This is a genomic window from Streptomyces sp. NPDC087428 (assembly GCF_044744085.1).
Lineage (GTDB): Bacteria > Actinomycetota > Actinomycetes > Streptomycetales > Streptomycetaceae > Streptomyces.
Map to the genome: position 1 here is coordinate 138,995 of NZ_JBIUXR010000012.1, position 23,037 is coordinate 162,031.

The 23,037-nt window shown below is 69.4% G+C and carries 26 protein-coding genes and 1 pseudogene; 12 read left to right on the plus strand and 15 right to left on the minus strand.

Going from position 1 to position 23,037, the window contains the following annotated elements; all coding sequences use genetic code 11:
- Positions 1-10 precede the first annotated feature (10 nt).
- A complete protein-coding gene (locus tag ACIO3R_RS25810) occupies positions 11-157 on the plus strand; it encodes a hypothetical protein (protein WP_402109041.1) in 147 nt (48 codons plus the stop codon).
- Between the two features lie 295 nt (positions 158-452).
- On the opposite strand, the gene ACIO3R_RS25815 is transcribed toward ACIO3R_RS25810, so the two are convergent.
- Positions 453-671 (minus strand): hypothetical protein, encoded by a 219-nt coding sequence (locus tag ACIO3R_RS25815; RefSeq protein ID WP_402109042.1) that lies wholly within the window; start codon positions 669-671, stop codon positions 453-455.
- Positions 668-907, minus strand: coding sequence for a hypothetical protein (locus ACIO3R_RS25820; RefSeq protein WP_402109043.1), 240 nt, complete (start codon positions 905-907; stop codon positions 668-670). The genes ACIO3R_RS25815 and ACIO3R_RS25820 overlap by 4 nt, the downstream gene beginning before the upstream one ends.
- A 92-nt stretch (positions 908-999) precedes the next feature.
- Between ACIO3R_RS25820 and ACIO3R_RS25825 the strand changes: the two genes are divergently transcribed.
- The 3 genes from ACIO3R_RS25825 (at position 1,000) to ACIO3R_RS25835 (ending at position 2,333) form a co-directional block, all read left to right on the plus strand.
- Positions 1,000-1,839, plus strand: a complete 840-nt coding sequence (locus ACIO3R_RS25825) for a Scr1 family TA system antitoxin-like transcriptional regulator (protein ID WP_402109279.1) — start codon at positions 1,000-1,002, stop codon at positions 1,837-1,839.
- Positions 1,836-2,045, plus strand: a complete 210-nt coding sequence (locus ACIO3R_RS25830) for a DUF397 domain-containing protein (protein WP_402109046.1) — start codon at positions 1,836-1,838, stop codon at positions 2,043-2,045. The genes ACIO3R_RS25825 and ACIO3R_RS25830 overlap by 4 nt, the downstream gene beginning before the upstream one ends.
- Before the next feature lie 72 nt (positions 2,046-2,117).
- Positions 2,118-2,333: a DUF397 domain-containing protein gene (locus tag ACIO3R_RS25835; RefSeq protein WP_402109049.1), complete on the plus strand. Its 216-nt coding sequence runs from the start codon at positions 2,118-2,120 to the stop codon at positions 2,331-2,333.
- Positions 2,334-2,421: 88 nt separating this feature from the next.
- Here the strand turns inward: ACIO3R_RS25835 and ACIO3R_RS25840 are convergent, their stop codons facing one another.
- The 3 genes and pseudogenes from ACIO3R_RS25840 to ACIO3R_RS25850 all read right to left on the minus strand — a co-directional run.
- Positions 2,422-3,408, minus strand: coding sequence for a hypothetical protein (locus tag ACIO3R_RS25840; RefSeq protein WP_402109051.1), 987 nt, complete (start codon positions 3,406-3,408; stop codon positions 2,422-2,424).
- A 201-nt stretch (positions 3,409-3,609) separates the two neighbouring features.
- Positions 3,610-4,017: a peptidase inhibitor family I36 protein gene (locus ACIO3R_RS25845; RefSeq protein ID WP_402109053.1), complete on the minus strand. Its 408-nt coding sequence runs from the start codon at positions 4,015-4,017 to the stop codon at positions 3,610-3,612.
- Positions 4,018-4,239: 222 nt separating this feature from the next.
- Positions 4,240-4,347 (minus strand): annotated as a pseudogene (locus ACIO3R_RS25850) (IS5/IS1182 family transposase); the annotation flags it as partial.
- 444 nt (positions 4,348-4,791) lie between these two features.
- On the opposite strand from ACIO3R_RS25850, the gene ACIO3R_RS25855 reads away from it, so the two are divergent.
- Complete coding sequence (locus ACIO3R_RS25855; protein WP_402109280.1) at positions 4,792-5,760, plus strand: helix-turn-helix domain-containing protein; 969 nt, start codon at positions 4,792-4,794, stop codon at positions 5,758-5,760.
- 72 nt (positions 5,761-5,832) lie between these two features.
- Here the strand turns inward: ACIO3R_RS25855 and ACIO3R_RS25860 are convergent, their stop codons facing one another.
- On the minus strand, positions 5,833-6,690 hold the full coding sequence (locus ACIO3R_RS25860; RefSeq protein ID WP_385034712.1) for a hypothetical protein: 858 nt from the start codon (positions 6,688-6,690) through the stop codon (positions 5,833-5,835).
- A gap of 77 nt (positions 6,691-6,767) precedes the next feature.
- Positions 6,768-7,973 (minus strand): ornithine--oxo-acid transaminase, encoded by a 1,206-nt coding sequence (gene rocD, locus ACIO3R_RS25865; RefSeq protein WP_385352952.1) that lies wholly within the window; start codon positions 7,971-7,973, stop codon positions 6,768-6,770.
- 186 nt (positions 7,974-8,159) lie between these two features.
- Here rocD and trpS point away from each other — a divergent pair, with 186 nt between their 5' ends.
- Positions 8,160-9,173 (plus strand): tryptophan--tRNA ligase, encoded by a 1,014-nt coding sequence (trpS, locus tag ACIO3R_RS25870; protein ID WP_402109056.1) that lies wholly within the window; start codon positions 8,160-8,162, stop codon positions 9,171-9,173.
- A gap of 106 nt (positions 9,174-9,279) precedes the next feature.
- Positions 9,280-9,870: a 2'-5' RNA ligase family protein gene (locus ACIO3R_RS25875; protein WP_385352948.1), complete on the plus strand. Its 591-nt coding sequence runs from the start codon at positions 9,280-9,282 to the stop codon at positions 9,868-9,870.
- A 16-nt stretch (positions 9,871-9,886) separates the two neighbouring features.
- Here ACIO3R_RS25875 and ACIO3R_RS25880 read toward each other — a convergent pair whose 3' ends face one another.
- A complete protein-coding gene (locus tag ACIO3R_RS25880; RefSeq protein WP_385034676.1) occupies positions 9,887-10,666 on the minus strand; it encodes a decaprenylphospho-beta-D-erythro-pentofuranosid-2-ulose 2-reductase in 780 nt (259 codons plus the stop codon).
- An 89-nt stretch (positions 10,667-10,755) separates the two neighbouring features.
- A complete protein-coding gene (locus ACIO3R_RS25885) occupies positions 10,756-12,138 on the minus strand; it encodes an FAD-binding protein (protein ID WP_402109059.1) in 1,383 nt (460 codons plus the stop codon).
- A gap of 140 nt (positions 12,139-12,278) precedes the next feature.
- Here ACIO3R_RS25885 and ACIO3R_RS25890 point away from each other — a divergent pair, with 140 nt between their 5' ends.
- On the plus strand, positions 12,279-13,307 hold the full coding sequence (locus ACIO3R_RS25890; protein ID WP_402109062.1) for a YihY/virulence factor BrkB family protein: 1,029 nt from the start codon (positions 12,279-12,281) through the stop codon (positions 13,305-13,307).
- Here ACIO3R_RS25890 and ACIO3R_RS25895 read toward each other — a convergent pair.
- Positions 13,255-14,517, minus strand: coding sequence for a D-alanyl-D-alanine carboxypeptidase family protein (locus ACIO3R_RS25895; protein ID WP_385034670.1), 1,263 nt, complete (start codon positions 14,515-14,517; stop codon positions 13,255-13,257). The genes ACIO3R_RS25890 and ACIO3R_RS25895 overlap by 53 nt on opposite strands.
- Positions 14,518-14,638: 121 nt before the next feature.
- On the opposite strand from ACIO3R_RS25895, the gene ACIO3R_RS25900 reads away from it, so the two are divergent.
- The 3 genes from ACIO3R_RS25900 (at position 14,639) to ACIO3R_RS25910 (ending at position 18,030) form a co-directional block, all read left to right on the plus strand.
- Positions 14,639-14,884 carry an SCO4848 family membrane protein gene (locus tag ACIO3R_RS25900; RefSeq protein ID WP_385034668.1) on the plus strand — a complete coding sequence of 82 codons (246 nt, stop codon included), beginning with the start codon at positions 14,639-14,641 and terminating at the stop codon, positions 14,882-14,884.
- A gap of 63 nt (positions 14,885-14,947) precedes the next feature.
- Positions 14,948-16,249, plus strand: coding sequence for a metallophosphoesterase (locus ACIO3R_RS25905; RefSeq protein ID WP_402109065.1), 1,302 nt, complete (start codon positions 14,948-14,950; stop codon positions 16,247-16,249).
- A gap of 227 nt (positions 16,250-16,476) precedes the next feature.
- Positions 16,477-18,030 carry an ABC transporter substrate-binding protein gene (locus tag ACIO3R_RS25910; protein WP_385034664.1) on the plus strand — a complete coding sequence of 518 codons (1,554 nt, stop codon included), beginning with the start codon at positions 16,477-16,479 and terminating at the stop codon, positions 18,028-18,030.
- 88 nt (positions 18,031-18,118) lie between these two features.
- Here the strand turns inward: ACIO3R_RS25910 and ACIO3R_RS25915 are convergent, their stop codons facing one another.
- Genes ACIO3R_RS25915 through ACIO3R_RS25925 form a run of 3 tightly spaced genes read right to left on the minus strand, consistent with a single transcriptional unit; the run spans position 18,119 to position 19,758 of the window.
- Entirely contained in the window at positions 18,119-18,856 is a 738-nt protein-coding gene (locus ACIO3R_RS25915) for a TetR family transcriptional regulator (protein WP_402109067.1), read from the minus strand.
- A gap of 20 nt (positions 18,857-18,876) precedes the next feature.
- Complete coding sequence (locus ACIO3R_RS25920) at positions 18,877-19,317, minus strand: thiol-disulfide oxidoreductase DCC family protein (protein WP_385352935.1); 441 nt, start codon at positions 19,315-19,317, stop codon at positions 18,877-18,879.
- 9 nt (positions 19,318-19,326) lie between these two features.
- Positions 19,327-19,758, minus strand: a complete 432-nt coding sequence (locus tag ACIO3R_RS25925) for a hypothetical protein (protein WP_385034658.1) — start codon at positions 19,756-19,758, stop codon at positions 19,327-19,329.
- A 99-nt stretch (positions 19,759-19,857) separates the two neighbouring features.
- Between ACIO3R_RS25925 and ACIO3R_RS25930 the strand changes: the two genes are divergently transcribed.
- A complete protein-coding gene (locus ACIO3R_RS25930; protein ID WP_385034656.1) occupies positions 19,858-20,367 on the plus strand; it encodes a MarR family winged helix-turn-helix transcriptional regulator in 510 nt (169 codons plus the stop codon).
- Between the two features lie 105 nt (positions 20,368-20,472).
- Here the strand turns inward: ACIO3R_RS25930 and ACIO3R_RS25935 are convergent, their stop codons facing one another.
- Positions 20,473-21,249, minus strand: a complete 777-nt coding sequence (locus ACIO3R_RS25935; RefSeq protein WP_362954064.1) for a succinate dehydrogenase iron-sulfur subunit — start codon at positions 21,247-21,249, stop codon at positions 20,473-20,475.
- On the minus strand, positions 21,249-23,009 hold the full coding sequence (sdhA, locus tag ACIO3R_RS25940; RefSeq protein ID WP_385034654.1) for a succinate dehydrogenase flavoprotein subunit: 1,761 nt from the start codon (positions 23,007-23,009) through the stop codon (positions 21,249-21,251). Before sdhA ends, ACIO3R_RS25935 begins: the two co-directional genes overlap by 1 nt.
- Positions 23,010-23,037 lie beyond the last annotated feature (28 nt).

A 23,037-nucleotide genomic window follows, 5' to 3' on the forward strand; every position in this document is an offset into this window, starting at 1 on the left:
GGTGCGGTACGTGGCGGCCCCACCCGGCGCCGCCGGTGCCCGGCCCGACCGGACGCGCCGCACGGCGAGTGTCACCAGCAGCCCGGCGGCGGGGTCGACCACGGTGAACGCGTCGGGGCACCCCGATTCCAGCCGCGCCATCGCCTCGTCCTGCTGAGCATGGTCCTCGGCCCAGCCCCGGAGCCCGTTCAGCACGGTGCGGCTCCGCAGGACGGCCGCCCGCACGCCCGTCCCTCCGGAACGCCGCGAGCCCGCCCGAGCACCCGGCACCTCCGCGAGCCGGACCGCCCGCCGCCGCAGCCAGCGCAGCGCGAGCCGGCGGTTGCGCACCACGACCTCGCCCAGCGAAACGGCCCGCTGCCCGTCGGTCACGGTGATCTCCGCCGCGTAGCCCACGCCGGTCAAGCGATTCCACGCCGGGGGCAGTTCGCCGGCGTGATCAGGGGCGCGCGTCACGTCAGTTCCTCGTGCTCCGGGTGTTCTCCGCAGCGGTCTCCGTGCTTTCCGTGTTCTCCGTGCTCGGCGGCGAGGTGCCGCCTGCGCAGCACCCGGCAGTCGGTCGCCCGGCTCTCGTCCCTCTCGCCCCGGGCCACGGCCTCGGCCAGGTCGAGTTCCTGGCAGTCCCGGCACTCGGCGGTTTCGGAAGGCTCGGCGGTGCTGTGGCCGGTCATGCCACTTCCCCCCGGCTCCTGGCGTTCTCGTACGCGGTACGCGCGCAGAGGCGCTCATCGGTGGTGGCGAGCCGGACGTGCTCGGGGACGGCTTCCCACTCGGGACCCCCGCCGATCGGCCGAAGAGACCGGTAGGGGCCGGAGGCTCCTCGGAACTCCCCGATGCGGTCGTTACGGGCGCTGTCCACCATGAGCGTTCCGGCGGGCGGGAGTTGGGCGTGCTTCTGCTCAGGCATCGCCACTCCTCTCTGTAGTCGTTTCACTACCAAGGGAGTTCAGCGTGGCTTAGGATGAGATTGTCTTCAACGTGGCTCCAGGGGAGAGCACATTGGTAAACCGCAAAGAGTTGAACCCCGAAGCAAGCGCCCAGGCGGCTTTCGGCGCACGTCTGCGCAGACTGCGCGAGGAGCGTGGCTGGACCCAGGATCACCTGGGCACGCTGGTTGGCTGTACGGGCAGGCATATTTCGGCAATCGAAACTGGTCGCAAATCGCCAACCCTGCCGTTCTCGCGACGAGCTGACGCTGCGCTGGGTACGGTCGGCGCCACCGATTCGTTCGAGCGTGAATGGCGGGAGTTCAAGCACGGCAACTTGCTGGAGGGCTTCCCGGAGTACGTGGGCTATGAGGGCCGGGCCGTGGAGATCCGGTTGTTTCAGATGGGGATCGTCCCAGGGCTGTTGCAGACCACGGAGTACGCGCAGGCTCTGGCAGATGGCGACGTGCGACGCGGCAGCATCACGGCCGAGCAGGCAGCCGAGCGCGTCGCGTTCCTGGGGGAACGGCAATCGGCGCTGGTGCGGGATCGTCCGCCCATGGTTCTCGTGGTGATGGACGAAAGTTGTATCCGCCGCCCGATCGGAGGCGACGAAGTGATGGACGTCCAGTTGCAACAGTTGGCCCATTTTGCCGAGTTGCCGAACAGCGTGCTGCAGGTGGCACCCTTCGACATAGGTGAACGTCGACCGTTCAACCTTCCGGTCAACCTCCTTACTCTGCCTGACCGATCCATGGTCGCGTACGCCGAGTCTCATGCTCAGGGGCACGTCGACCGTGAGAGCACCGCTGTTCTGCCTCTGCTCACGGGCTACCATCAACTGCAGGCCGCATCGCTGTCTCAAGCGGACTCCGTAGCCATGATCAATGAGGTACGAAAGGGCACTCCATGACGACCGAATCCCTTCGTTGGTTCAAGTCCTCGTACAGCTCCAACGGCGGTGACTGCGTCGAGGTCGCCGTCAACCTCGTTGCCGCACACGGCGTCGTGCCGGTCCGTGACTCGAAGAGCATGAGCGGCCCGGTTCTGAGCGTCCCCGCAGATTCCTTCGTCTCGTTCGTGGCGGGCGTGAAGGCCGGAGAGTTCGGCGGTATCTGACAGGCAGAGGCAGGGGCCCTACCGTGCGCGTCATGGTGGGGTCACGGCTGAGCGGTTAGGAAAGGACACCTCGTGACGACCACGACCGTTCTCCCTCAATGGTTCACGTCCTCCTACAGTGACAACGGCGGCGACTGCGTCGAGGTCGCCGTCAATCTCGTCGCCGCGCATGGCGTCGTGCCGGTCCGTGATTCGAAGAACGCGAGTGGCCCGGTCCTGCGCGTCGCCCCCGGCTCGTTCGTCTCGCTCGTGGCGGGCGTGAAGGCCGGAGGGTTCGGCGCCGCCTGAGGACTCGGTCCGGGTGCGCCCGACATCCTCAGCACTCGTCGGCCTCGACCACGCGTAGGCGTCGCGGGCGCTCGTCCTGATGGCCCGGTCAGAGCACTGGCTGGGCCGTCAGCCCTCTCACCCGGGCCAGCAGAACCCGCATTTCGGCCTGCTCGGATTCGAGTGCTTGCAGACGCTTCTGGATGCTCTGCCGCTGGTACTCGGCCTCGACCGACTGCCACGTCTTCGTGTAGTGCACCTGTCGCTTGCAGGCGACATCGGCGACTGCCACGGCTATCTGTTCCTTGGAAACGATGCGCGCGCCGGAGGAAGCGCCTGGGCCGCCCGCTTTCCACCACCGGGGGTCAGCGGCTGCTACGTGCGGTGTGGCGTAGGAGTGACCCGATTTCTTCATGCACGCGCGCCAGTCGGTGTCGGCCTTCTCGGCCCGGCTGTCGGTCGTGGTTCTGGACCACGCCTCTGTCTGGGCGGCCCAGACGGCTCTGCCGCGGGACTGGTCGTTCCGGGCGGGGAGCCCGAGTGCTTCGCGTGCCTCGCCGCGGCATCCGCCGTTTCCGCTGCCTGGCCTCGTCGGGCTGACCTCGCCCGTATAGGCTTTTCTCGCGGCGGCGGAGATCGACTTCTCGCGGCGTTCTTCCTGTTTCTCGCCGGCCCTCTCCTGCGCCTGGGTCGCCCCAACTGCCGGTGGCAGCTGGTATCCGTACACAGCAGCGGTGACGGGATCGACGATCCCGTACCGTCGCTCGTCCGGGGAGTGCGCCACTCCTGGCGAGGGCGGTTCGACGGGCCAGGTCAGCCCGATTTTCCGCATGCACTTCTCGGCCAGGATTTCGACTCCCCGTTCCACTTCGCGTTCCTCCTGGGGCGTCATTTGGTACTGCCCCAGGGGAAGGACCGGCACGGGCGCACCGGCGACGGTCCTGAACGCGTCGCTGCCGCCCGCGTCGACCGGGCGGGGCGCAGACTCCGAGTCCGCCGTGCCGTGATCACTTCGGGCGTGGTCCGTGGCCTGGCAGGCAGTCAGAAGAATCACCGACAGGAATATCGAACACGCTGTGCGCACCTCTGCTCTCACGGCCCCTCCCCCTCCCCCTCGCATTCGGTGTGCACGCCGTCCGGCCCCAGTTTTCCGGGGCCGGACGGCATGTGCCGGGAAATAGGTCCCGGCATGAGGTGATCTGCGTACCGCACCGGTCGATCGACCGGGGAATCATTTACTCGAATTCATCACGCTTGGTTGCCCGACATATTTCTCGGGGAATCGACGCGCGATATCTCAGCTGCAGCCGCTCACGTTGGTGAAGCAGTGTGAGGAGGCCACGTCGTTGAGCCCGGCTTCCGCCATGTTGTAGACGTATCCGTTCCCGCTCAGGTACACCTGCGGGCCGCTGTATCCGGTGTTCGCGAAGATGCGGGCGCCGGTGTCGGGGTCACGGTTCCACGCCGACGAGACGCTGTTGTTGAGCTGTATGGAAGTGCCGTGATACGTGTAGTAACTGGTGTAGTTACTGAGGGAGTGGATCGTGTCGTAGATCCCGCCGGTGTAGCCGGCGTCCCGGTAGAGACAGATTTCTCCGCCGTTGTCGGCGCCGCAGCTGCCGTCGTAACTGGCGGCTGCGGCGGATGCCGAACCCGCTATGCCGAACCCAGCGGCGAGGGCAACGGCGGTCAACAGGGAAGCCACTTTACGCATACTGCTCCTCAGGGAGATTCGATATGCAATGAAAGGAACGATCGCTGCGCAATTACTCTAGACAGTTCGATTCATTGCGGATGTGTCGTGCGTGCACCGTTCTTGGTCAGGTGTGCACGGGCTCAGGCGGGTCGGCGGAGGCCGGCGCCAGGTCCTGAGCTGTGGGGTACCCCCCGGTGCGAAGCGCTACGGCCTGCCGGACGAGCGCGTGTGGTGCGGCGGGGGCTTGCGGCGGCGGCCACCCGCGCGGGTGGCGATGGGTGTGGCGACCCACTCGACCAGCGCGTGAGGCAGGTCGGGCACGGCTCGATCGCAGGCCAACGAGGCTTCTTCGCCGACTTGTTGAGGTGCCGGACACTTTCCTTGCCGGTCCGGGTGTCTCACGTGTCGCTCTCCCGCCCCGTCGCCCCGGCGGTGGCCACGGCGAACGCCCGGTGTTCCAGAACGTGGCGGGTGGCGACATTGCGCGACATGACGTGGTCCTGTCACTCTGACGTTCGGACCGACCTGTCTGAGAGGCGGCGTGGTGGGGGAGCGACACCATCGTGAAGTTGTCGGGCCTGGTGGAGTGCGCCGACGCTGCCCGGCCTGTGCCGCACGGCCGAAGTATCACGATCGTCCGGGTCGGCACCTTCCCGGCCGGCCCCCTCCTTCCCTCCAGTCGGGCCACACACCCGGCGCGGGGCGCGAGGCCCTGACCGTGTCGCCCGGAAGGAACACGACTGGGCCGTGCGGCCGAAGGCAGCGAAGGGGAGCCCCATGAGCGTGAGCGCGGCCCTGGACACCACGTCCGTGGCACCACAGGATCGGGAGGAGACGGTCCGGCAGGCCGTCTGGGAGTCCGTCGTGCGGATCGACATCGACCACCACCTTCCGCCCAAGGCACTGTCGGTCCGTATCGAGCTGAACACCATCGGGCACATCAGCGTGTGCACGGCGCGGGCGAGCGCGCTGACGATACGCCGGACGCAACGGCTGGCACGGGAGGAAGCGGAGCCGGCCGTCTTCCTCGGTCTCCAGATGACAGGCACCAGCATGGTGGTACAGAACGACCGCCAGGCGCTGCTGAGACCAGGGGACTTCGCGCTCTACGACACGACCGTTCCCTACACACTTCTTTTCGACGCGGGTGTCGACCAGCACTTTCTGCGCTTCCCCCGCAGGGCGCTCGCGCTGCCTGGCCGGTCGCTGAACGAGATCACGGCTGTGACCCTCGGATCCGACAACCCCATCGCCGCTCTCGCCTCCACGTACTTCTCCCGCCTGTCCACCAGCGAAAGGATGCGTCAGGGGCAGTACGCCGACGCGGTCGTGGAGCCCAGCATCGAACTGGTCCGTGCGGTCGTGGCGTCCCAGCTCGGCGACTCGGACCTGGCCCGCGCACCGTTGGAGGCGACGCTGAGTCTGCGGATCATGCAGTACGTCCGAGCCCACCTGGCTGATCGCGACCTGTCAGCCGCGCGGATCGCCGCCGCACACGGCATCTCGGTCCGCCGTCTCTACGCAGTACTTGCCCAGTCCGGTGTCAGCCTGGGGGACTGGATCCGCTCACGCCGCCTGGAGGAATGCCGCCGGGAGCTGACCTGCCCGGAGCGCCGGTCCCGGACCATCGCGGCGATAGGACGGCGCTGGGGCTTCGTGGACGCGACCCACTTCAGCAAGGTGTTCAAGCGGGCCTACGGCGTCTCGCCCAAGGCGTGGCGGGACCAGGGCCGGCCCACGGCAGCGCTTTGAGCCAGCGGGTGCGTCGGCAACTCCCACGGAAACCAGGCCTTGCTCGGCCGCGCCCCTACCTCGGCCGCGCCCCTACCTCGGGCTCACCACGGAGCCGTCCACGCCCTCCGCCGGGGCCTCGCCGAAGCGGGCCAGGGCCAGGGCGCCCGCCACGGCCACCGCGAAGCCGGTGATCGCCAGCCAGCCGAGGCCCTCGCGGGTGCGGTCCCCGAGCCAGATGACGCCCACCAGCGCGGGGCCGATCGTCTCGCCCAGGACCATCCCGGCGGTCGCCGTCGTCACCGAGCCGCGTTGCAGCGCCGAGGTGAGCAGCAGGAACGCCGAGCCGCCGCCGACCAGCAGCGCGTACACGGCGGGGTTGGTCAGCAGCGCGGACGGTGAGACGTCGTCGATGAGCCGGACGGCGACCTCCACCACGCCGAAACCGCAGCCCGCGCCGAGTCCCAGGACCAGGGCGCGGGCCCGCTCGGGCAGCCGGCCCGCCGTCGTGCCGATCAGCAGGATGGCGACGGCGATACCGAGCATCGACCAGCGCAGCGCGTCCGAGCCGGTCAGGTGCCCCTCGCCGCCGGAAGCGAGCCCCAGCATGCCCAGGCCCGCGCAGACCACGGCGACGGCCGTCCACTCGGTGGAGCTCAGCCGCACCTGGAGCAGGCGGGCGGCGACGACGGCGGTGACGGCGAGACTCGCGGCCAGGGCCGCGCCGACCGCGTAGATGGGCAGGGAGCGCAGGGCGATGATCTGGAGGACGAAGCCGAGGCCGTCGAGCGCGAGCCCGGCGACGTAACGCCACTGCCGTACGGCTCGCAGGAGCAGCGCCGGATCGACCCCCGCGCCACCGGCCCCGGGCTCGGCGGCGGCCCGCGCGGCGACGGCCTGAAGGACGGAGGCCGTGCCGAAGCAGACCGCTGAACCGAGCGCGCAGATCATCCCCAGGAGCACACGGGGACTCTACTGGGCGGGTGGGGCCGCCCAGCGCCGGGCGCCGGGTACCGAACCGGACGCGGTCAGCCGCGCAGGACCTCGCGGAGCTGCTCCAGGCCCCAGTCCAGGTCCTCCTTGCTGATCACCAGGGGCGGGGCGATGCGGATCGTGGAGCCGTGGGTGTCCTTCACCAGGACCCGGCGCTCCATCAGCTTCTCGGAGATCTCCCGGCCCGTGCCGTGGCCGGGGGCGATGTCGACACCGGCCCACAGCCCGCGCCCCCGCACCGTGTCCACCGCGCCCCCGCCCACCAGCAGCCCCAGCTCCTGGTGGAGGTGGTCGCCCAGCTCCGTCGCCCGCTCCTGGAACTCACCGGTGCGCAGCATCGCGATGACCTCCAGCGCGACCGCGCACGCCAGCGGATTCCCGCCGAACGTCGAACCGTGCTCCCCGGGCCGGTACACCCCCAGCACCGCGGCCGAGGACACCACGGCCGACACCGGCACGACGCCGCCTCCCAGCGCCTTGCCGAGCACGTACATGTCCGGTACGACGCCCTCGTGCTCGCACGCGAACGTCTTCCCGGTCCGGCCGAGCCCCGACTGGATCTCGTCCGCGATGAACAGCACGTTCCGCTCGCGGGTCAGCTCCCGGACCCCCGGGAGGTAGCCGGGCGGCGGCACCAGCACCCCCGCCTCGCCCTGGATCGGCTCCAGCAGCACCGCGACGGTGTTCTCCGTCATCGCTTCCCGCAGCGCGGTCAGGTCTCCGTAGGGCACGATCTCGAACCCCGGCGTGTACGGGCCGAAGTCCGCGCGGGCCTCGTGGTCCGTGGAGAAGCTGATGATCGTCGTCGTCCGGCCGTGGAAGTTGTCCGAAGCGACGATGATCTTCGCCATGCCGTCCGGTACGCCCTTGACCCGGTATCCCCATTTGCGGGCGGTCTTCACCGCGGTCTCCACGGCCTCCGCGCCGGTGTTCATCGGCAGCACCATCTCCATGCCGCACAACTCCGCGAGCCGCGTACAGAAGTCGGCGAACCGGTCGTGGTGGAAGGCCCGTGAGGTGAGGGTCACCCGCTCCAGCTGTGCCCTGGCCGCGTCGATCAGGCGGCGGTTGCCGTGACCGAAGTTGAGCGCCGAGTAACCGGCGAGCATGTCGAGATAGCGCCGCCCCTCGACGTCGGTCATCCAGGCACCCTCCGCCGTCGCGACGACGACGGGCAGCGGATGGTAGTTGTGCGCGCTGTGCGCCTCGGCGGAGGCGATGGCGTTTTCCGTGGTCGACACGGGATCTCCGTTCGTCGTGCGGGTCGGGTTGGTGTGCCCACTTGTATCGTCGGTCGGATCACCCGTGAGGAAACCTGCACCGCACGGCGCGCCCGCGATTCCCGCTGCCGGAGCCCCCTCCGCGTCCTCACACCTTTCATACACCGGCTGCCCGAGATCCGTTCCGTACCTGAGACAATGATTTCTATGGCCTCTGAACGTCCCCGTGTGCTCTCCGGAATCCAGCCCACCGCAGGCTCGTTCCACCTCGGCAACTACCTCGGCGCGGTCCGCCAGTGGGTGGCCCTGCAGGAGTCCCACGACGCCTTTTACATGGTTGTCGACCTGCACGCGATCACCGTCCCGCAGGACCCCGCGGCACTGCGCTCCAACACCCGGCTCGCCGTCGCCCAGCTGCTCGCCGCCGGGGTCGACCCGGACCGCTGCACGCTGTTCGTCCAGAGCCATGTTCCCGAGCACGCCCAGCTCGGCTGGGTGATGAACTGCCTGGCCGGCTTCGGTGAGGCGTCCCGGATGACGCAGTTCAAGGACAAGTCGGGCAAGCAGGGCACCGACCGCACCACGGTCGGGCTCTTCACCTATCCGATGCTGATGGTCGCGGACATCCTGCTCTACCAGGCCGACCAGGTCCCGGTGGGCGAGGACCAGCGCCAGCACCTGGAGCTGACCCGGAATCTCGCCGAGCGGTTCAACGGCACCTACGGCGACACCTTCACCGTGCCGGACCCGTACATCCTCAAGGAGACGGGGAAGATCTACGACCTTCAGGACCCGTCCGCGAAGATGAGCAAGTCGACGGCGAACCCCAAGGGTCTGATCAACCTCCTCGACGAGCCGAAGGCCACCGCCAAGAAGGTGAAGAGCGCGGTCACCGACACCGACACGGTGATTCGCTTCGACCCGGCGGAGAAGCCCGGTATCAGCAACCTTCTGAGTATCTATTCCACCCTTACCGACACTTCTGTCCCGGATCTGGAGCAGAAGTACGAGGGCAAGGGCTACGGTGCGTTGAAGACCGACCTCGCCGAGGTCATGGTCGAGTTCGTCACACCGTTCCGGACCCGCACCCAGGAATATCTCGACGACACCGAGACGCTGGACTCCATCCTGGCCAAGGGAGCGGAGAAGGCCCGCGCCGTCGCCGCCGAGACCCTGGCGCGGACCTACGACCGCATGGGTCTTCTGCCCGCCAAGCACTGAGTCCAAGGACCCTGGCGGTACCCCCTCCACAGGCGGCACACTGGCGGCGTGAAGTTTGCGGCCGGCAGTGGCTGAAAACAGACCATCGAGGATTGAGGAGAACGACGTGGGGACCGTAACGCTCGGCGTTTCGATCGCGGTCCCGGAGCCCTACGGCAGCCTGCTCCAGCAGCGGCGCGCGAGCTTCGGGGACCCTGCCGCACATGGCATTCCCACCCACGTCACCCTCCTTCCGCCGACCCAGGCGGAGGCGGCCACCCTGCCCGCGATCGAGGCGCACCTCGCCGCGATCGCGTCCGGTGGCCGTCCCTTCCCGATGCGGCTGTCCGGGACGGGCACCTTCCGCCCGCTCTCGCCGGTCGTCTTCGTCCAGGTCGTCGAGGGCGCCTCGGCGTGCTCCTGGCTGCAGAAGCGCGTCCGGGACGCCTCCGGTCCGCTGGTGCGCGAGCTCCAGTTCCCGTACCACCCGCACGTGACCGTGGCGCACGACATCTCCGAAGAGGCGATGGACCGGGCGTACGCGGAGCTCGGCGACTACGAGGCCGCCTGGACCTGCGGTTCCTTCGCGCTGTACGAGCAGGGCCCGGACAGTGTCTGGCGCAAGATCAACGAGTTCCCGTTCGAGGCGGGCGGTGGCGCCCCCGCCCTCCCCGCGCAGAGCGGCAGCTCCGTGGACGCGCCCTCCCTCCACCCCTGACCCGGTCCGGCCGGCGTCAGACCGGCAGGCGCCGGAACAGCGGCCGCGGCACATGCCGCAGCGCCGACATCACGGCCCGTAGCGCCCCGGGCACCCACACCGTCTCCGAGCGCCGGCGCAGACCCGTCACGATCGCCGCCGCGACCGCGTCCGGCGTGGTCACCAGGGGCGTCCGGAGGAACGGGATCGTCGCGAGCGGGCCCTCGGCCGCCGTACCGGCCGGCTGTACGGGACCGGGGCGCACGACCATCACGTGCACGCCCGTACCGTGCAGCGCGTCCCCGAGCCCCTGGGCGAACGCGTCCAGGCCCGCCTTGCTCGACCCGTAGATGAAGTCCGCACGCCGGGCGCGCTCTCCTGCCACCGAGGACAGCACCACCAGCGAGCCGTGCCCCTGCGCCTGGAGTGCGCCCGCGCACACCAGCCCGGCGGAGACGGCCCCCGTGTAGTTCGTCTGGGCGACCCGGACCGCGGAGAGCGGCTCCTCCTCGTCGCGTTCCTGGTCGCCGGGGATGCCGAAGGCGAGCAGCACCATGTCGATGTCGCCCTCGGTGAAGATCTTGCCGAGAGCGGTCTCGTGGGACTCGGTGTCCAGGGCGTCGAAGTCGACGGTACGGACGTAGGCCCCGCGCCCGCGCAGCTCGGCCGCGGCGGACTCCAGGGCGGGGGAGGGGCGCCCGGCGAGCCAGACCGTGCGGGTACGGCAGGCGATCAGGCGGCGTGCGGTGGCGAGCCCGATCTCCGAGGTACCGCCGAGGACGAGCAGGGACTGCGGGGCACCGAAGGCATCCTTCACGGAAACGCTCCTTAAGGAAGGCGGAAGGCGGAGGGCGGGGGAGCAGGAAAGAGCGGCAGCCGCAGCCGTCGCGACGGCCGAGGCGTCGGTCAGAGCGACAGCCGGCGCGAGAGGTCCGACCTGAACGCGCCGTCCGGGTCCGACTCGGCGCGCAGCGCCCGGAATTCACCGAGCCGCGGGTACATCGCGGCCAGCACGTCCGGGCGCAGCCGGGAATCGTTCGTCAGGGAGACCCGGCCGCCCGCGGCCGCCACCTCCTCGTCCAGGCCGTCGAGGAAGCGGCCCAGCCCCGGCAGGGCGGCCGGCAGGTCGAGGGAGAGGGCCCAGCCGGGCACCGGGAACGACAGCCAGCCGGGACCGCTCTCGCCGAGCCGTCCGAGCGCGGCGAGGAACGACGGGCACCGGCGCTGCGCGATCTGCCGGACGATCCGGTGCAGCGTCTCCTCCTGGCCGTGGCCGACGGCGAACTCGTAGTGCACGAAGCCGCCGCGCCCGTGGATCCGGTTCCAGTGCGGCACGGCGTCCAGCGGGTGGAAGAAGGACGAGATCCGCTGGAGCTCGCCGGTGCGGGACCTGGGCGCCCGGCGGTACCGGAGCTGGGCCAGGACGGCCGCGGAGGTACGGCCGAGCAGCCCGCCGGGGGCGAGGCCGACGAGGTCGGGTACGAGCGCGTGGGAGGCGGGGAGTGGGGCGGAGGGGAGTGGGGCGGGGCGGAAGGAGAGTGGCGCGCGCCGGGCGTGCGCCGGGAGCGCGTCCAGGGGTGCGTGCTCCCCCAGGGTCAGGACGCCCCGGCCCGTCGCCCGGCCGCGGGCCGTCAGGTCGACCCAGGCGGACGCGTGGCGGTGGTGGCCGCCCGTGGCGAGACGGCCCATCAGGTCGTCCAGGTCGGCGGCCCGTTCGGTGCCGACCGACATCAGGGACGTCTCGACGGGGTGGAGCCGGAGCGTGGCCGAGAGGATCACCCCGGTCAGGCCCATGCCGCCCGCCGTCGCGTCGAAGAGCGGGGTGCCGGGGCGGACCGTGCGGATCTCGCCGTCGGCGGTGAGCAGTTCGAACTCCGTGACGTGGCGGGAGAACGAGCCCGCGGCGAGGTGGCTGTCGCCGTGGGCGTCGGCGCCGATCGCGCCGCCCACCGTGACGTACCGGCTGCCGGGCGTCACCGGCGGGAACCAGCCCAGCGGAAGCAGCACCTCCATCAGCCGGTGCAGGCTCACCCCCGCCTCGCACACCACCACACCCGTCCCGGCGTCGAAGGCGCGAATCCGGTTCAGCGCCGTCATGTCGAGGACGGAACCCCCCGCGTTCTGCGCCGCGTCGCCGTGCGCCCGGCCCAGGCCGCGGGCGATCGAGCCACGGGGCCCGCAGCCGCGTACCGTCGCCGCCGCCTCCTCGTCACTACGGGGGCGGAAGCGCAGCGCGGTCGTCGGGGCGGTACGGCCCCAGCCGGTCAGGGACACGGTGTCGACAGACATAGGGGTGACCGTATCGCCCGAGAAAACACCTTTGAGGGATTTGTTACAACACTCACCGAAATGGGTGATTGAGGGGGCGTCATCGCCCACGCTCCACGACGGGCATCGGTTTTCGGTGCCGGGGAGGGTAGTCGTACGTCATGGACTGGCTGAAAAAACTCCCCGTCATCGGGCCGCTCGTCTCCCGGCTGATGGAGACGCACGCCTGGCGCAGTTACGAGACGCTGGTACGGGTCCACTGGGCGAGGCTTGCCGCGGCGATCACGTTCATCAGCTTCCTGGCGCTCTTCCCGCTGATCGCGGTCGGTGCGGCGATCGGTGCGGCGCTGCTCTCCACCGAGCAGCTGGACAAGATCGAGGGCAAGGTCGCCGAGCAGGTGCCCGGCATCTCCGACCAGCTGGGCATCGACAACCTGGTGGCCCACGCGGGCACGGTCGGGCTGGTGGCGGGTGCGCTGCTGCTCTTCACCGGTATCGGCTGGGTCGGCTCGATGCGGGACTGCCTGCGCGCGGTGTGGGAGAGGGACGATCTGGACCAGGGCAACCCGGTCATCCGCAAACTCAAGGACGGCGGGGTGCTGCTCGGCCTGGGCGGTGCGGCCCTGGTGACGCTGGCGATCTCCTCGGTCGGCTCCGTCGCCGTCGGCCGGGTCGCCGATCTGCTCAACATTCCGGAGAACGGTGCGGGCGGTGTGCTGCTGCGGATCGCCGCCCTGCTGGTGGCCGTGTGCGCCGACTTCCTGCTGTTGCTCTATCTGCTGACGCTGCTGCCCGGTGTGGAGCCGCGGCGGCACCGGCTGGTGGTCGCCGCCCTGCTCGGCGCGGTCGGCTTCGAGCTGCTGAAACTGCTGCTCGGCAGCTATATGCAGGGCGTCGCGTCGAAGAGCATGTACGGCGCGTTCGGCGTGCCGATCGCCCTGCTGCTGTGGATCAACTTCACCGCGAAGCTGCTGCTGTTCTGCGCCGCCTGGACGGCGACGCCCAGCAAGGACGCAGCGGAGCCCCTGCCCGTCGAGGGCGACGAGGCGGAGGACGGCAGCGCGGACGACAGCAGGGCCGGGAGCGGGAGTACCCGGAGCGATCTCGCCCGGGGCGGGAGTGCCCCGGGCGGCCGGGTCAGGGGCGAGGGCGGCGGCGCACCAGGTCCGGCAGCGGCCAGCGCCGGTTGACCAGGAACGCGGCCCCGGCCAGCAGCACCAGCACCCCGCCGACGATGCCCAGCGCGATCCCGACCCCGCCGGAGCCGCCCGCGGCAGCGGCCTTCGTGGTCTTCGCCGGGCTGTGCTTGTCCTTGGCCGCGGCGGATCCGTCGGCCTCTGCGCCCTTGCCCGTCGCGTTGCCGGTCTCCGCGGACTTCGGGGGGACCAGCTCGCCGACCGGTGTGACCTTGCCGCCGGCGCTGAAGCCCCAGTCGAGGAGGCTCGCCGCCTCGTTGTAGACGGCGTGCGTCTCGTTGGACGACGGGTTCATGACGGTGACGAGCAGCACCTTGCCGTTGCGCTCGGCGACACCGGTGAAGGTGTTGCCCGCGTGCGTCGTGTAGCCGTTCTTGACGCCCGCGATGCCCTTGTACGGAGTGACGCCGTCGGCTCCGGTGAGCAGCCGGTTGGTGTTCTGGATGCCGAAGCTCTCGCGCTTCTTGCCCTTCTTCTGCTCGCCGGGGAACTCCGCCTCCGCGGTCGAGCAGTACTCGCGGAAGTCCGCGTTCTGCAGCCCGCTGCGGGCGAACAGCGTCAGGTCGTACGCGCTCGACACCTGTTCGGGGGAGTCGTAGCCGTCGGGCGAGACGACCGTGGTGTCGAGGGCCTGCAACTCCTCGGCGTGCGTCTGCATGTCCTGGACGGTCTTGGGGACGCCCCCGTACATCGCGGCCAGCACGTGCACCGCGTCGTTGCCCGAACGCAGGAAGACCCCGAGCCACAGGTCGTGCACCGTGTAGCTGAGGTCCTCCTTCACGCCCACCAGACTGCTGCCCTCGCCCATGTCGGCGAGGTCCTCGTCCTTCACCGTGTACTTCCGGGTCTTCGGCTGGAGGGCCGGCGCCGGCATCACGGTGTCCGCGAAGAGCATCTTCAGCGTGGAGGCCGGGGGCAGCCGCCAGTGCGGATTGTGCGAGGCCAGCACCTCTCCGCTCTCGGCGTCCGCGACCATCCAGGACCTGCCGGTCAGATCCTTGGGCAGGACCGGGGCGCCGGGACCGAGATTGACCTGGGTGCCGGACAGGCCCAGCTGTTCGCCACCGATCCTCGACATACCGGCGGGCGGCTTCGGCTCGTTGTCGGAGGCGTCCTTGGCGACCGCCGAGGCGGGATTTACGACAAAAGCGGACAGCAGGGCGGCAGAGGTGACCGCCATCGCGGTCTTTTTGAGAGCTGGCACGGTCGAAAACGTACATGCAGTTGATGTGAAAATGGACACCGACGGTATGACCCGCCGCGCGTTCCGCCAGGACAGCCCACCCCGGGCGAGCCGGTCCGAGCGAGGCGGAGATACTGAGTCCATGAAGCTCAGCCGCCCCGTCTCCTGGTTCCTGCTCGCATTCGGGGTGTGGAGCTGGTTCATCTGGATCACTTTCGTCAAGAACCTGTGGAAGGACGGCAGCGGTCTCGCCTTCGACGACGCGGGTGACCCTACTGCGTACTTCTGGGTGCATCTGCTGCTCGCCATCACGTCCTTTCTTCTGGGGACGGCGGTTGGCGTGATCGGGTTCCGTGGCGTCAGGGCCTCGCGCGAGCGGACCGCGTAGCCACTCGGCACCTCGTACGGACCGGATACGGACAAACAGGGCGGGGCAGTGCACGTGGCAGTCATGGGATTCGCTCTGGCGGCGATCGTGGTCCTCGCGCTGCTCGTCGCCGTCCACCGTTATGTGTGGCGCCGCTTCGTCGGCGACACGACAGCCGCGGGCAGCCCGCTGCGCCGGGCGGGCACGGTGGCGGCGTACGTCCTGCCGCTGCTGAGCGTCGGCGCACTGGTCTCCGGCCGTACGGGCGCGCCCTTCTGGCTCCAGCAGGTGCTGGCCTGGCCGGGCTATCTGTGGCTGGCGGCCCTGCTGTACCTGACGCTGGCTCTGCTGGTCGGTGAGGCGGTACGGCCCCTGCTCCGCCGGGTGCTCGCGCGCCGGGCGACGGAGACGGGGGATGCGGGGGATGCGGGAGAGATCACGACCGGCGCACCCACGACATCCGCCACGACCGGCGCATCCACCGCCTCCACCGCATCTGCCGCTTCCGCCACGGAGGCCAGAACGGCAGCCCCGCCGGCTCCCGCTCCCGCCGCCGACTCCTCCTCGCGCCGGCTGTTCGTCGCGCGGGCCGTCGGGGGCGCCGCGGCCGTCGCCGGACTGGGCACGGTCGGGTACGGCACCTACGGGGTGCTGCGCGGCCCGCGGGTCAAGCGCGTCACCGTCCCGCTGGCCCGGCTGCCCCGCTCCGCGCACGGTTTCCGGATCGCAGTCGTGAGCGATATCCACCTCGGCCCGATCCTGGGACGGGCGCACACCCAGCGGATCGTCGACACGGTCAACCGGACCCAGCCCGATCTGATCGCGGTCGTCGGGGACCTGGTCGACGGATCGGTCGCCGATCTCGGTCCGGCCGCGGAACCGCTCGCGGGACTCCGCTCCCGGCACGGCGCGTTCTTTGTCACCGGCAACCACGAGTACTACTCCGGCGCGGCCCAATGGGTGGATCACGTAAGGGAATTGGGACTGCACCCGCTGGAGAATGCCCGGGTGGAGATCGACGGCTTCGATCTGGCCGGGGTCAATGACATCGGGGGCGAGAGCGAGGGGCAGGGCCCGGACTTCGGCCGCGCCCTGGGCGACCGGGACCGGTCAAGGGCCGCCGTCCTCATGGCCCATCAGCCCGTCGTCATCGACGACGCCGTCGCGCACGGCGTGGACCTGCAGCTCTCCGGGCACACCCACGGCGGACAGCTCTGGCCGGGCAACTACGTCGCGGAGCTGTCCAACCCCACGGTCGCCGGGCTCGAACGCTACGGCGACACCCAGTTGTACGTCACACGCGGCGCGGGGGCGTGGGGTCCGCCGGTGCGGGTCGGCGCCCCTTCGGACATCACCGTCGTCGAACTCGCCTCCACGCGTGCGTAGCCCTTCCGGCACGCTCCCGGGCCGGTCCACGGCGAATTCGGTGACCGGTTACCAACCCTCTGTATTCGGCCTATCCGCCCAAGGTTTCAAGTAACGAACAAAAGGCTATGTGTCTCTGATTTCCTCTTCCAGATGTGAAAATCGTGTGATTGGCTGAGCCCGAACGTGCGGCGATCTGCGTATCTGAGCGCGACGCCGAGGTGGGGCTGTTAAGGGAGAGCACGGCAATGCGGTCGATCCGACTACGGATTCTCGCGATTCTCGCGGTTTTGGTCATCGCAGGCGTCGGCGCCTGGCAGTTGCTTCCCTCGGACGGAGCGAAGGACGACCCTGTCACCGTCGGCACGACCGACGAGGTGACCTCGCTCGACCCGGCCGGAGCCTACGACGCCGGCTCCTGGGCGATGTACAGCAACATCTACCAGTCGCTGATGACGTTCAAGTCCGGGGCGATCGTCCCCGAGCCGGACGCGGCCGAGAGCTGCGGCTTCATCGGCGGGAAGCTCCAGACGTACCAGTGCAAGCTCCGTGACGACCTGTCGTTCTCCAACGGCCGGAAGATCACCGCCAAGGACGTCAAGTACTCCTTCGATCGCATGATCAACATCAAGACGGACGTCGGTCCGTCGGTGCTGTACCCGAGTCTCAAGAGCGTGGTGGCCGAGGGCCGGACGATCACGTTCAACCTCTCCTCGCGCGATGCGACCTTCCCGCAGAAGCTCGCCACCGGGGCCGGGTCGATCGTCGACAGCGAGGCCTACTCGGAGCACAAGCTGCGCGACGACGACAAGGTCAGCGGCTCGGGGCCGTACGTGCTGAAGTCGTACAAGCCGGGCGTCAGCGCCGAACTGGTGCCGAACACCAGGTACAAGGGTGCGCTGAACAAGACCGGCGGGCCGGTCACCGTGCGCTACTACAAGCAGTCGGACGAACTGCTGGCGGCCTGGAAGTCGGGGAAGGTCGACGTCACGCACCGGCAGCTCCCGCCGTCCACGCTCGCCGAGCTGAACCCCGGCGACGCGGACCAGCGGATCACCGAGGCGGACAGCGCCGAGATCCGCAACCTCGTCTTCAACGTCCGTGACGGGGCACCGCTCGCCGACAAGCGGGTCCGGCAGGCCATCGCGTCGATCATCGACCGCGCGCCGCTGGTGACCGACGTCTACAAGGGCACCGTCGAACCGCTCTACTCGCTGATCCCGCAGGGCTACATCGGGCACAGCACCCCGTTCTTCGACGAGTACCCCGCGCCCGATCCCAAGCGCGCCAAGAAGCTCATGGAGGAAGCGGGCGTCCAGCTGCCGCTCCACATCACCTTCGCCTACCGCGACGACGACGCGTACACGAAGGAGACCCGGGAGCTCCGGCGTCAGCTGGAGGAGGACGGGCTGTTCAAGGTCACGGTGAAGGCCGTGGAGTGGCAGGCGTTCCAGAAGGGCTACGCGGCCGGTCAGTACGACGCGTACACCGTCGGCTGGCTCCCCGACTACCCGGACCCCGACACCTTCAGCCAGCCGCTCGTCGGCCGTGACACCAGCCTCCACAACGGCTACAGCAGCAAGAAGATGGACTCGCTGATCAGCAACACGCTCCAGTTCAGCGACCGCAGCCGCACCTCGGCCGACTTCAAGGAGCTCCAGAAGCTGGTGGGCGAGGACGTGCCGCTGGTGCCGCTGTGGCAGAAGAAGGACTACGTCGTCGCCAAGCCCGACGTGGCCGGTTCGCAGTACCTCTCGGACGGCACCGGCATCTGGCGGCTGTGGGAACTCGGCTGGATCTGACCGGCCGCCACGGACCAGTGGCGCGGTGACACCAAGGAGCGGCCGTCCCGGCGTCAACGGGGCGGCCGCTCCTCGGTTCAGTACGCCGTTACTCGGCGGCGCGCGGGCCCGGCCGGTCCGCCGCGCGCCCCGCCGCTCCGGGCAGGAACTCCTCCAGCACCCCGTGGACCTGGCGCACGAGCGGCCGCAGCACCCGGAACCGGGACAGGGCGATGGCCCGCGCGACGATCGGGGCGGTGCGCTCGACGAGCCGGCGGCTGCGTTCGGCGTCGTCCGTCCGGTCGTACACCCAGTACAGGACCAGGCCCATCTGGTTCAGCCACATCAACTGCGGCAGCAGCTCGGCCAGCTCGGGGTCGACCTTGGTGCCAGCGCCCGCCAGGCAGCGCTCGTGGATGGAGATCGCCGCGTCGCGGGCCGCGACGGAGTCCTTCGAGAAGGGGCTGAGCGGGCTCTCCGGATCGGCGGCGTTCTTGAAGAACTGGGCGGCGAAGCGGTGGTACGGCTCCGCCACGTCCAGCCAGCAGAGCAGGACCCCGCGGATGCGTACCGCGAGGTCCTTGTCGCCGGCCAGAACCGGCTGGACCGCCGCCTCGTGCTCGGCGGCGATCCGGTCGTAGAAGCCCTGGACGAGGTGTTCCTTGGACGAGAAGTAGTAGTACGCGTTCCCTACGGAGACCCCGGCCTCCTGGGCGATGGCCCGCATCGTCGTCTTGTCGTAACCGCGTTCCTGGAAGAGCCGGAGCGCGGTTTCGAGGATGACCGTTCGGGTCTGCTCGCTCTTGGGAGCCTTGACTTCCTTCACGTCCTTCTCTTCCTTCACCACGGTCCCGAGGGTATCCGGGATCACCGCGTGCCGGGCTCCGGCCCCCGCACCGCGCACTCCCCGTCCCCGTCCGCCCGGCAGGGCGCCGCAGTCAGCGAGCGGTACTTCGCGGCGGCGAGGACGGTCGCCCTGGCGAACGGCCGGCCGGCCGGCGTCGTCAGCCAGTGGGCCCGGGGCCGGTGCTCGGCCAGCGCCCAGAGGCAGACGATCCACGCGGACGTGCCCCGGTAGACCTGGCCCCCGTCACCGATCACCGTGATCTCCTCCAGGGTGCCCGAGTGGTCGAGACCGGGGAAGCGGCGGTGCGCCTCCGCGGAGTCCGCCGGGACGAGGTCGAGCGGGACCAGCTGACGCTGCCTCATCAGCCACTGCCGCAGGTGGACGCAGAGCGAGCACTGTGCGTCGTAGAGCACGGTGAGCCGTTCGACGGACAGCCGCCGCCCACCGGTCCGGGCCGCCATGGCCGGCCCTCACGCCTTGGTGGCGGGCGGGGCCCACGGACCGGCGCCCGGACCCGTCCAGCCCTGCGGCGGTACGGGCGGGGTCTGCTCACGCTCCATCAGACCCCGGCGGCGCATCTTGTTGAGCACATAGACGTTGCCCAGGTGCATGATCCCGAGGACGAGCAGCACCACACCGATCTTCACCGAGAGTGCGTCGAAGAGCTCGCGGGCGTCGGTGACCTTGTCGGAGTTCTTCAGATAGAGCGTCACGAAGCCCAGGTTGACCAGGTAGAAGCCGACCACCAGCAGGTGGTTGACGGCATCGGCGAGCTTCTCGTTCCCGTGCAGCACATCGGCGATGAACACCCTGCCGTTGCGGCTGAGCGTGCGGGCCACCCAGATGGTGAGCGCCACGCTGATGAGCAGGTAGATGACGTACGCGACAACAGTGAGGTCCATGCCCCACCCTCCCTTGAACGCGTTCAAATGCTGTTGTCATGGACTGTAGACCTGACTTTGAACATGTTCAAGTCGCGGCTTCGGCGTAGGCTGAGGGCCATGGAGCAACGGGACTGGACCGACGGACACGTGGAGCGGTGGAAGCCGGTGCTTCCGGAACTCGACCCGGACGTCGAGGGTGCGGTGACCCGGATGAAGAAGCTCTCCGTCCATCTGCGCCGGGTGCGTGAACAGTCCCTGGTCGACTTCGACCTGGACCGCCAGGAGTTCGACACCCTGCACAAGCTCGCCGGCCGCGGCGGCGAGGCGGCCCCGTCCGATCTGGCCGCCGACCTCGACCTCGCGCCCGCCTCCGTCACCGGCCGGCTGGACGCGCTGGAGCGGCGCGGATTCGTCCGCCGTACGCCCTCCGTCACCGACCGGCGGCGCGTGGACGTGGAGTTGACCGACCGGGGCCGCTCGACGTGGCTCGGCGCGATGGACGTCCTCGGCAACGAGGAGGAGCGGCTGCTCGGCGTCCTGGGCAAGGACGAGCGCGAGCTGCTCAACTCCATGCTGCGGCGCATCATGGTGGTCGCGGAGGACCGGGGCGGCGCGGCCTGGGACTGAGGGACCGGCGGACCGGCGGACCGGCGGAGCGGGGCGTACGGCAAGGGGCCCCGGTCCGCGCGGTGTTCGCGCGGGCCGGGGCCCCTGAGGTCTACGCCGGACGGATCAGAAGCGACGCGTGATCAGCGCGCGCTTGACCTCCTGGATCGCCTTGGTGACCTCGATGCCACGCGGGCAGGCGTCCGTGCAGTTGAAGGTGGTGCGGCAACGCCACACCCCGTCACGGTCGTTGAGGATCTCCAGCCGCTGCTCGCCGCCCTCGTCGCGCGAGTCGAAGATGAAGCGGTGCGCGTTGACGATCGCCGCCGGGCCGAAGTACTGCCCGTCGTTCCAGAACACCGGGCACGAGGACGTGCACGCGGCGCACAGGATGCACTTGGTGGTGTCGTCGAAGCGCTCGCGGTCCTCCGCGGACTGAAGACGCTCGCGGGTCGGCTCGTTCCCCTTGGTGATGAGGAAGGGCATGACGTCGCGGTAGGCCTGGAAGAACGGGTCCATGTCGACCACGAGGTCCTTGAGGACCGTGAGGCCCTTGATGGCCTCGACCGTGATCGGCTTCTCCGGGCTCAGGTCCTTGATCAGCGTCTTGCAGGCGAGCCTGTTCTTGCCGTTGATCCGCATCGCGTCGGAGCCGCAGATGCCGTGCGCGCAGGAGCGGCGGAAGGTCAGCGTTCCGTCGGTCTCCCACTTGATCTTGTGAAGGGCGTCGAGGACACGCTCCTTCGGGTCGATCTCGATCTGGAAGTCCTGCCACTGGGACTCCTCGGAGACCTCCGGGTTGAACCGGCGGATCCGGAACGTGGCGGTGATGTACGGGGAGTCGGCGAAGCCGGCCTCGGGCTCCGGGACCTGGTCGGCCTTTTCCATCGTGGGGGTAGCCATCAGTACTTACGCTCCATCGGCTGGTAGCGGGTCTGGACGACCGGCTTGTAGTCCAGCCGGATCGACTCGGTGCCGTCGTCGGCGACCTCGCGGTACGCCATGGTGTGGCGCATGAAGTTGACGTCGTCGCGGGTCGGGTAGTCCTCGCGGTAGTGACCGCCGCGGGACTCCTTGCGGGCCAGCGCGGAGGTCGCCATGACCTCGGCGAGGTCGAGCAGGTTGCCCAGCTCGACCGCTTCGAGCAGATCCGTGTTGAACCGCTTGCCCTTGTCCTGGATGGACACGTCGAGGTACCGCTTGCGCAGCTCCGCGATCTTGTCGACCGCCGTCTTGATCGTCTGCTCGGTGCGGAACACCATCACGTTGGCGTCCATGCACTCCTGCAGCTCCAGACGGATCGCCGAGACCCGCTCGGTGCCGGTGGAGTTGCGCAGCCGCTCGACCTGGTCGATGACCAGCTGCGCCGGGTTCTCGGGAAGCTCGACGTAGTCGTTCTTCGCGGAGTACTCGGCGGCGGCGATGCCCGACCGCTTGCCGAAGACGTTGATGTCGAGCAGCGAGTTGGTGCCGAGGCGGTTGGCGCCGTGCACGGAGACACAGGCGACCTCGCCCGCGGCGTACAGGCCGGGGACGACGGTGGTGTTGTCGGCCAGCACCTCGCCCTGGACGTTCGTCGGGATGCCGCCCATGGCGTAGTGCGCGGTCGGCTGGATCGGGATCGGGTCCGTGTAGGGCTCGATGCCGAGGTACGTACGCGCGAACTCCGTGATGTCCGGGAGCTTGGCGTCCAGCTGCTCCGGCGGCAGGTGCGTCAGGTCCAGGTAGACGTGGTCGCCCTCGGGGCCGCAGCCGCGGCCCTCGCGGATCTCCGTGTAGATGGAGCGGGAGACGACGTCACGGGACGCGAGGTCCTTCATGACGGGCGCGTACTTCTCCATGAAGCGCTCGCCGTCCTTGTTGCGGAGGATGCCGCCCTCACCGCGGGCGCCCTCCGTCAGCAGGATGCCCATGCGCCAGATGCCCGTCGGGTGGAACTGGAAGAACTCCATGTCCTCCAGCGGCAGACCGCGGCGGTACGCGGCGGCCTGGCCGTCACCGGTCAGGGTGTGCGCGTTCGACGTCACCTTGAAGAACTTGCCGGTGCCGCCGGAGGCGAAGATGATCGCCTTCGCCTGGAAGACGTGGATCTCGCCGGTCGCCAGCTCGTACGCGACGACGCCCGCGGACTTCTTGACCCCGGTCTCGGGGTCCTCCTGGAGCAGCAGGTCCAGGACGTAGAACTCGTTGAAGAACTCCACACCCTCCTTGACGCAGTTCTGGTACAGCGTCTGGAGGATCATGTGGCCGGTGCGGTCCGAGGCGTAGCAGGACCGGCGGACGGGGGCCTCGCCGTGGTTACGGCTGTGCCCGCCGAAGCGTCGCTGGTCGATCTTGCCCTCGGGCGTGCGGTTGAACGGCAGGCCCATCTTCTCCAGGTCGAGAACGGAGTCGATGGCCTCCTTCGCCAGGATCTCGGCGGCGTCCTGGTCGACCAGGTAGTCGCCGCCCTTGATCGTGTCGAAGGTGTGCCACTCCCAGTTGTCCTCTTCCACGTTGGCGAGCGCGGCGGCCATGCCGCCCTGCGCGGCGCCCGTGTGGGAGCGGGTGGGGTAGAGCTTGGTCAGCACGGCGGTGCGGCTGCGCTTGGTCGACTCGATGGCCGCGCGCATGCCGGCGCCGCCGGCGCCGACGATGACGGTGTCGTACTTGTGGATCTGCATGGTTTACCTCTGGTCCCTCGGGCCCGGC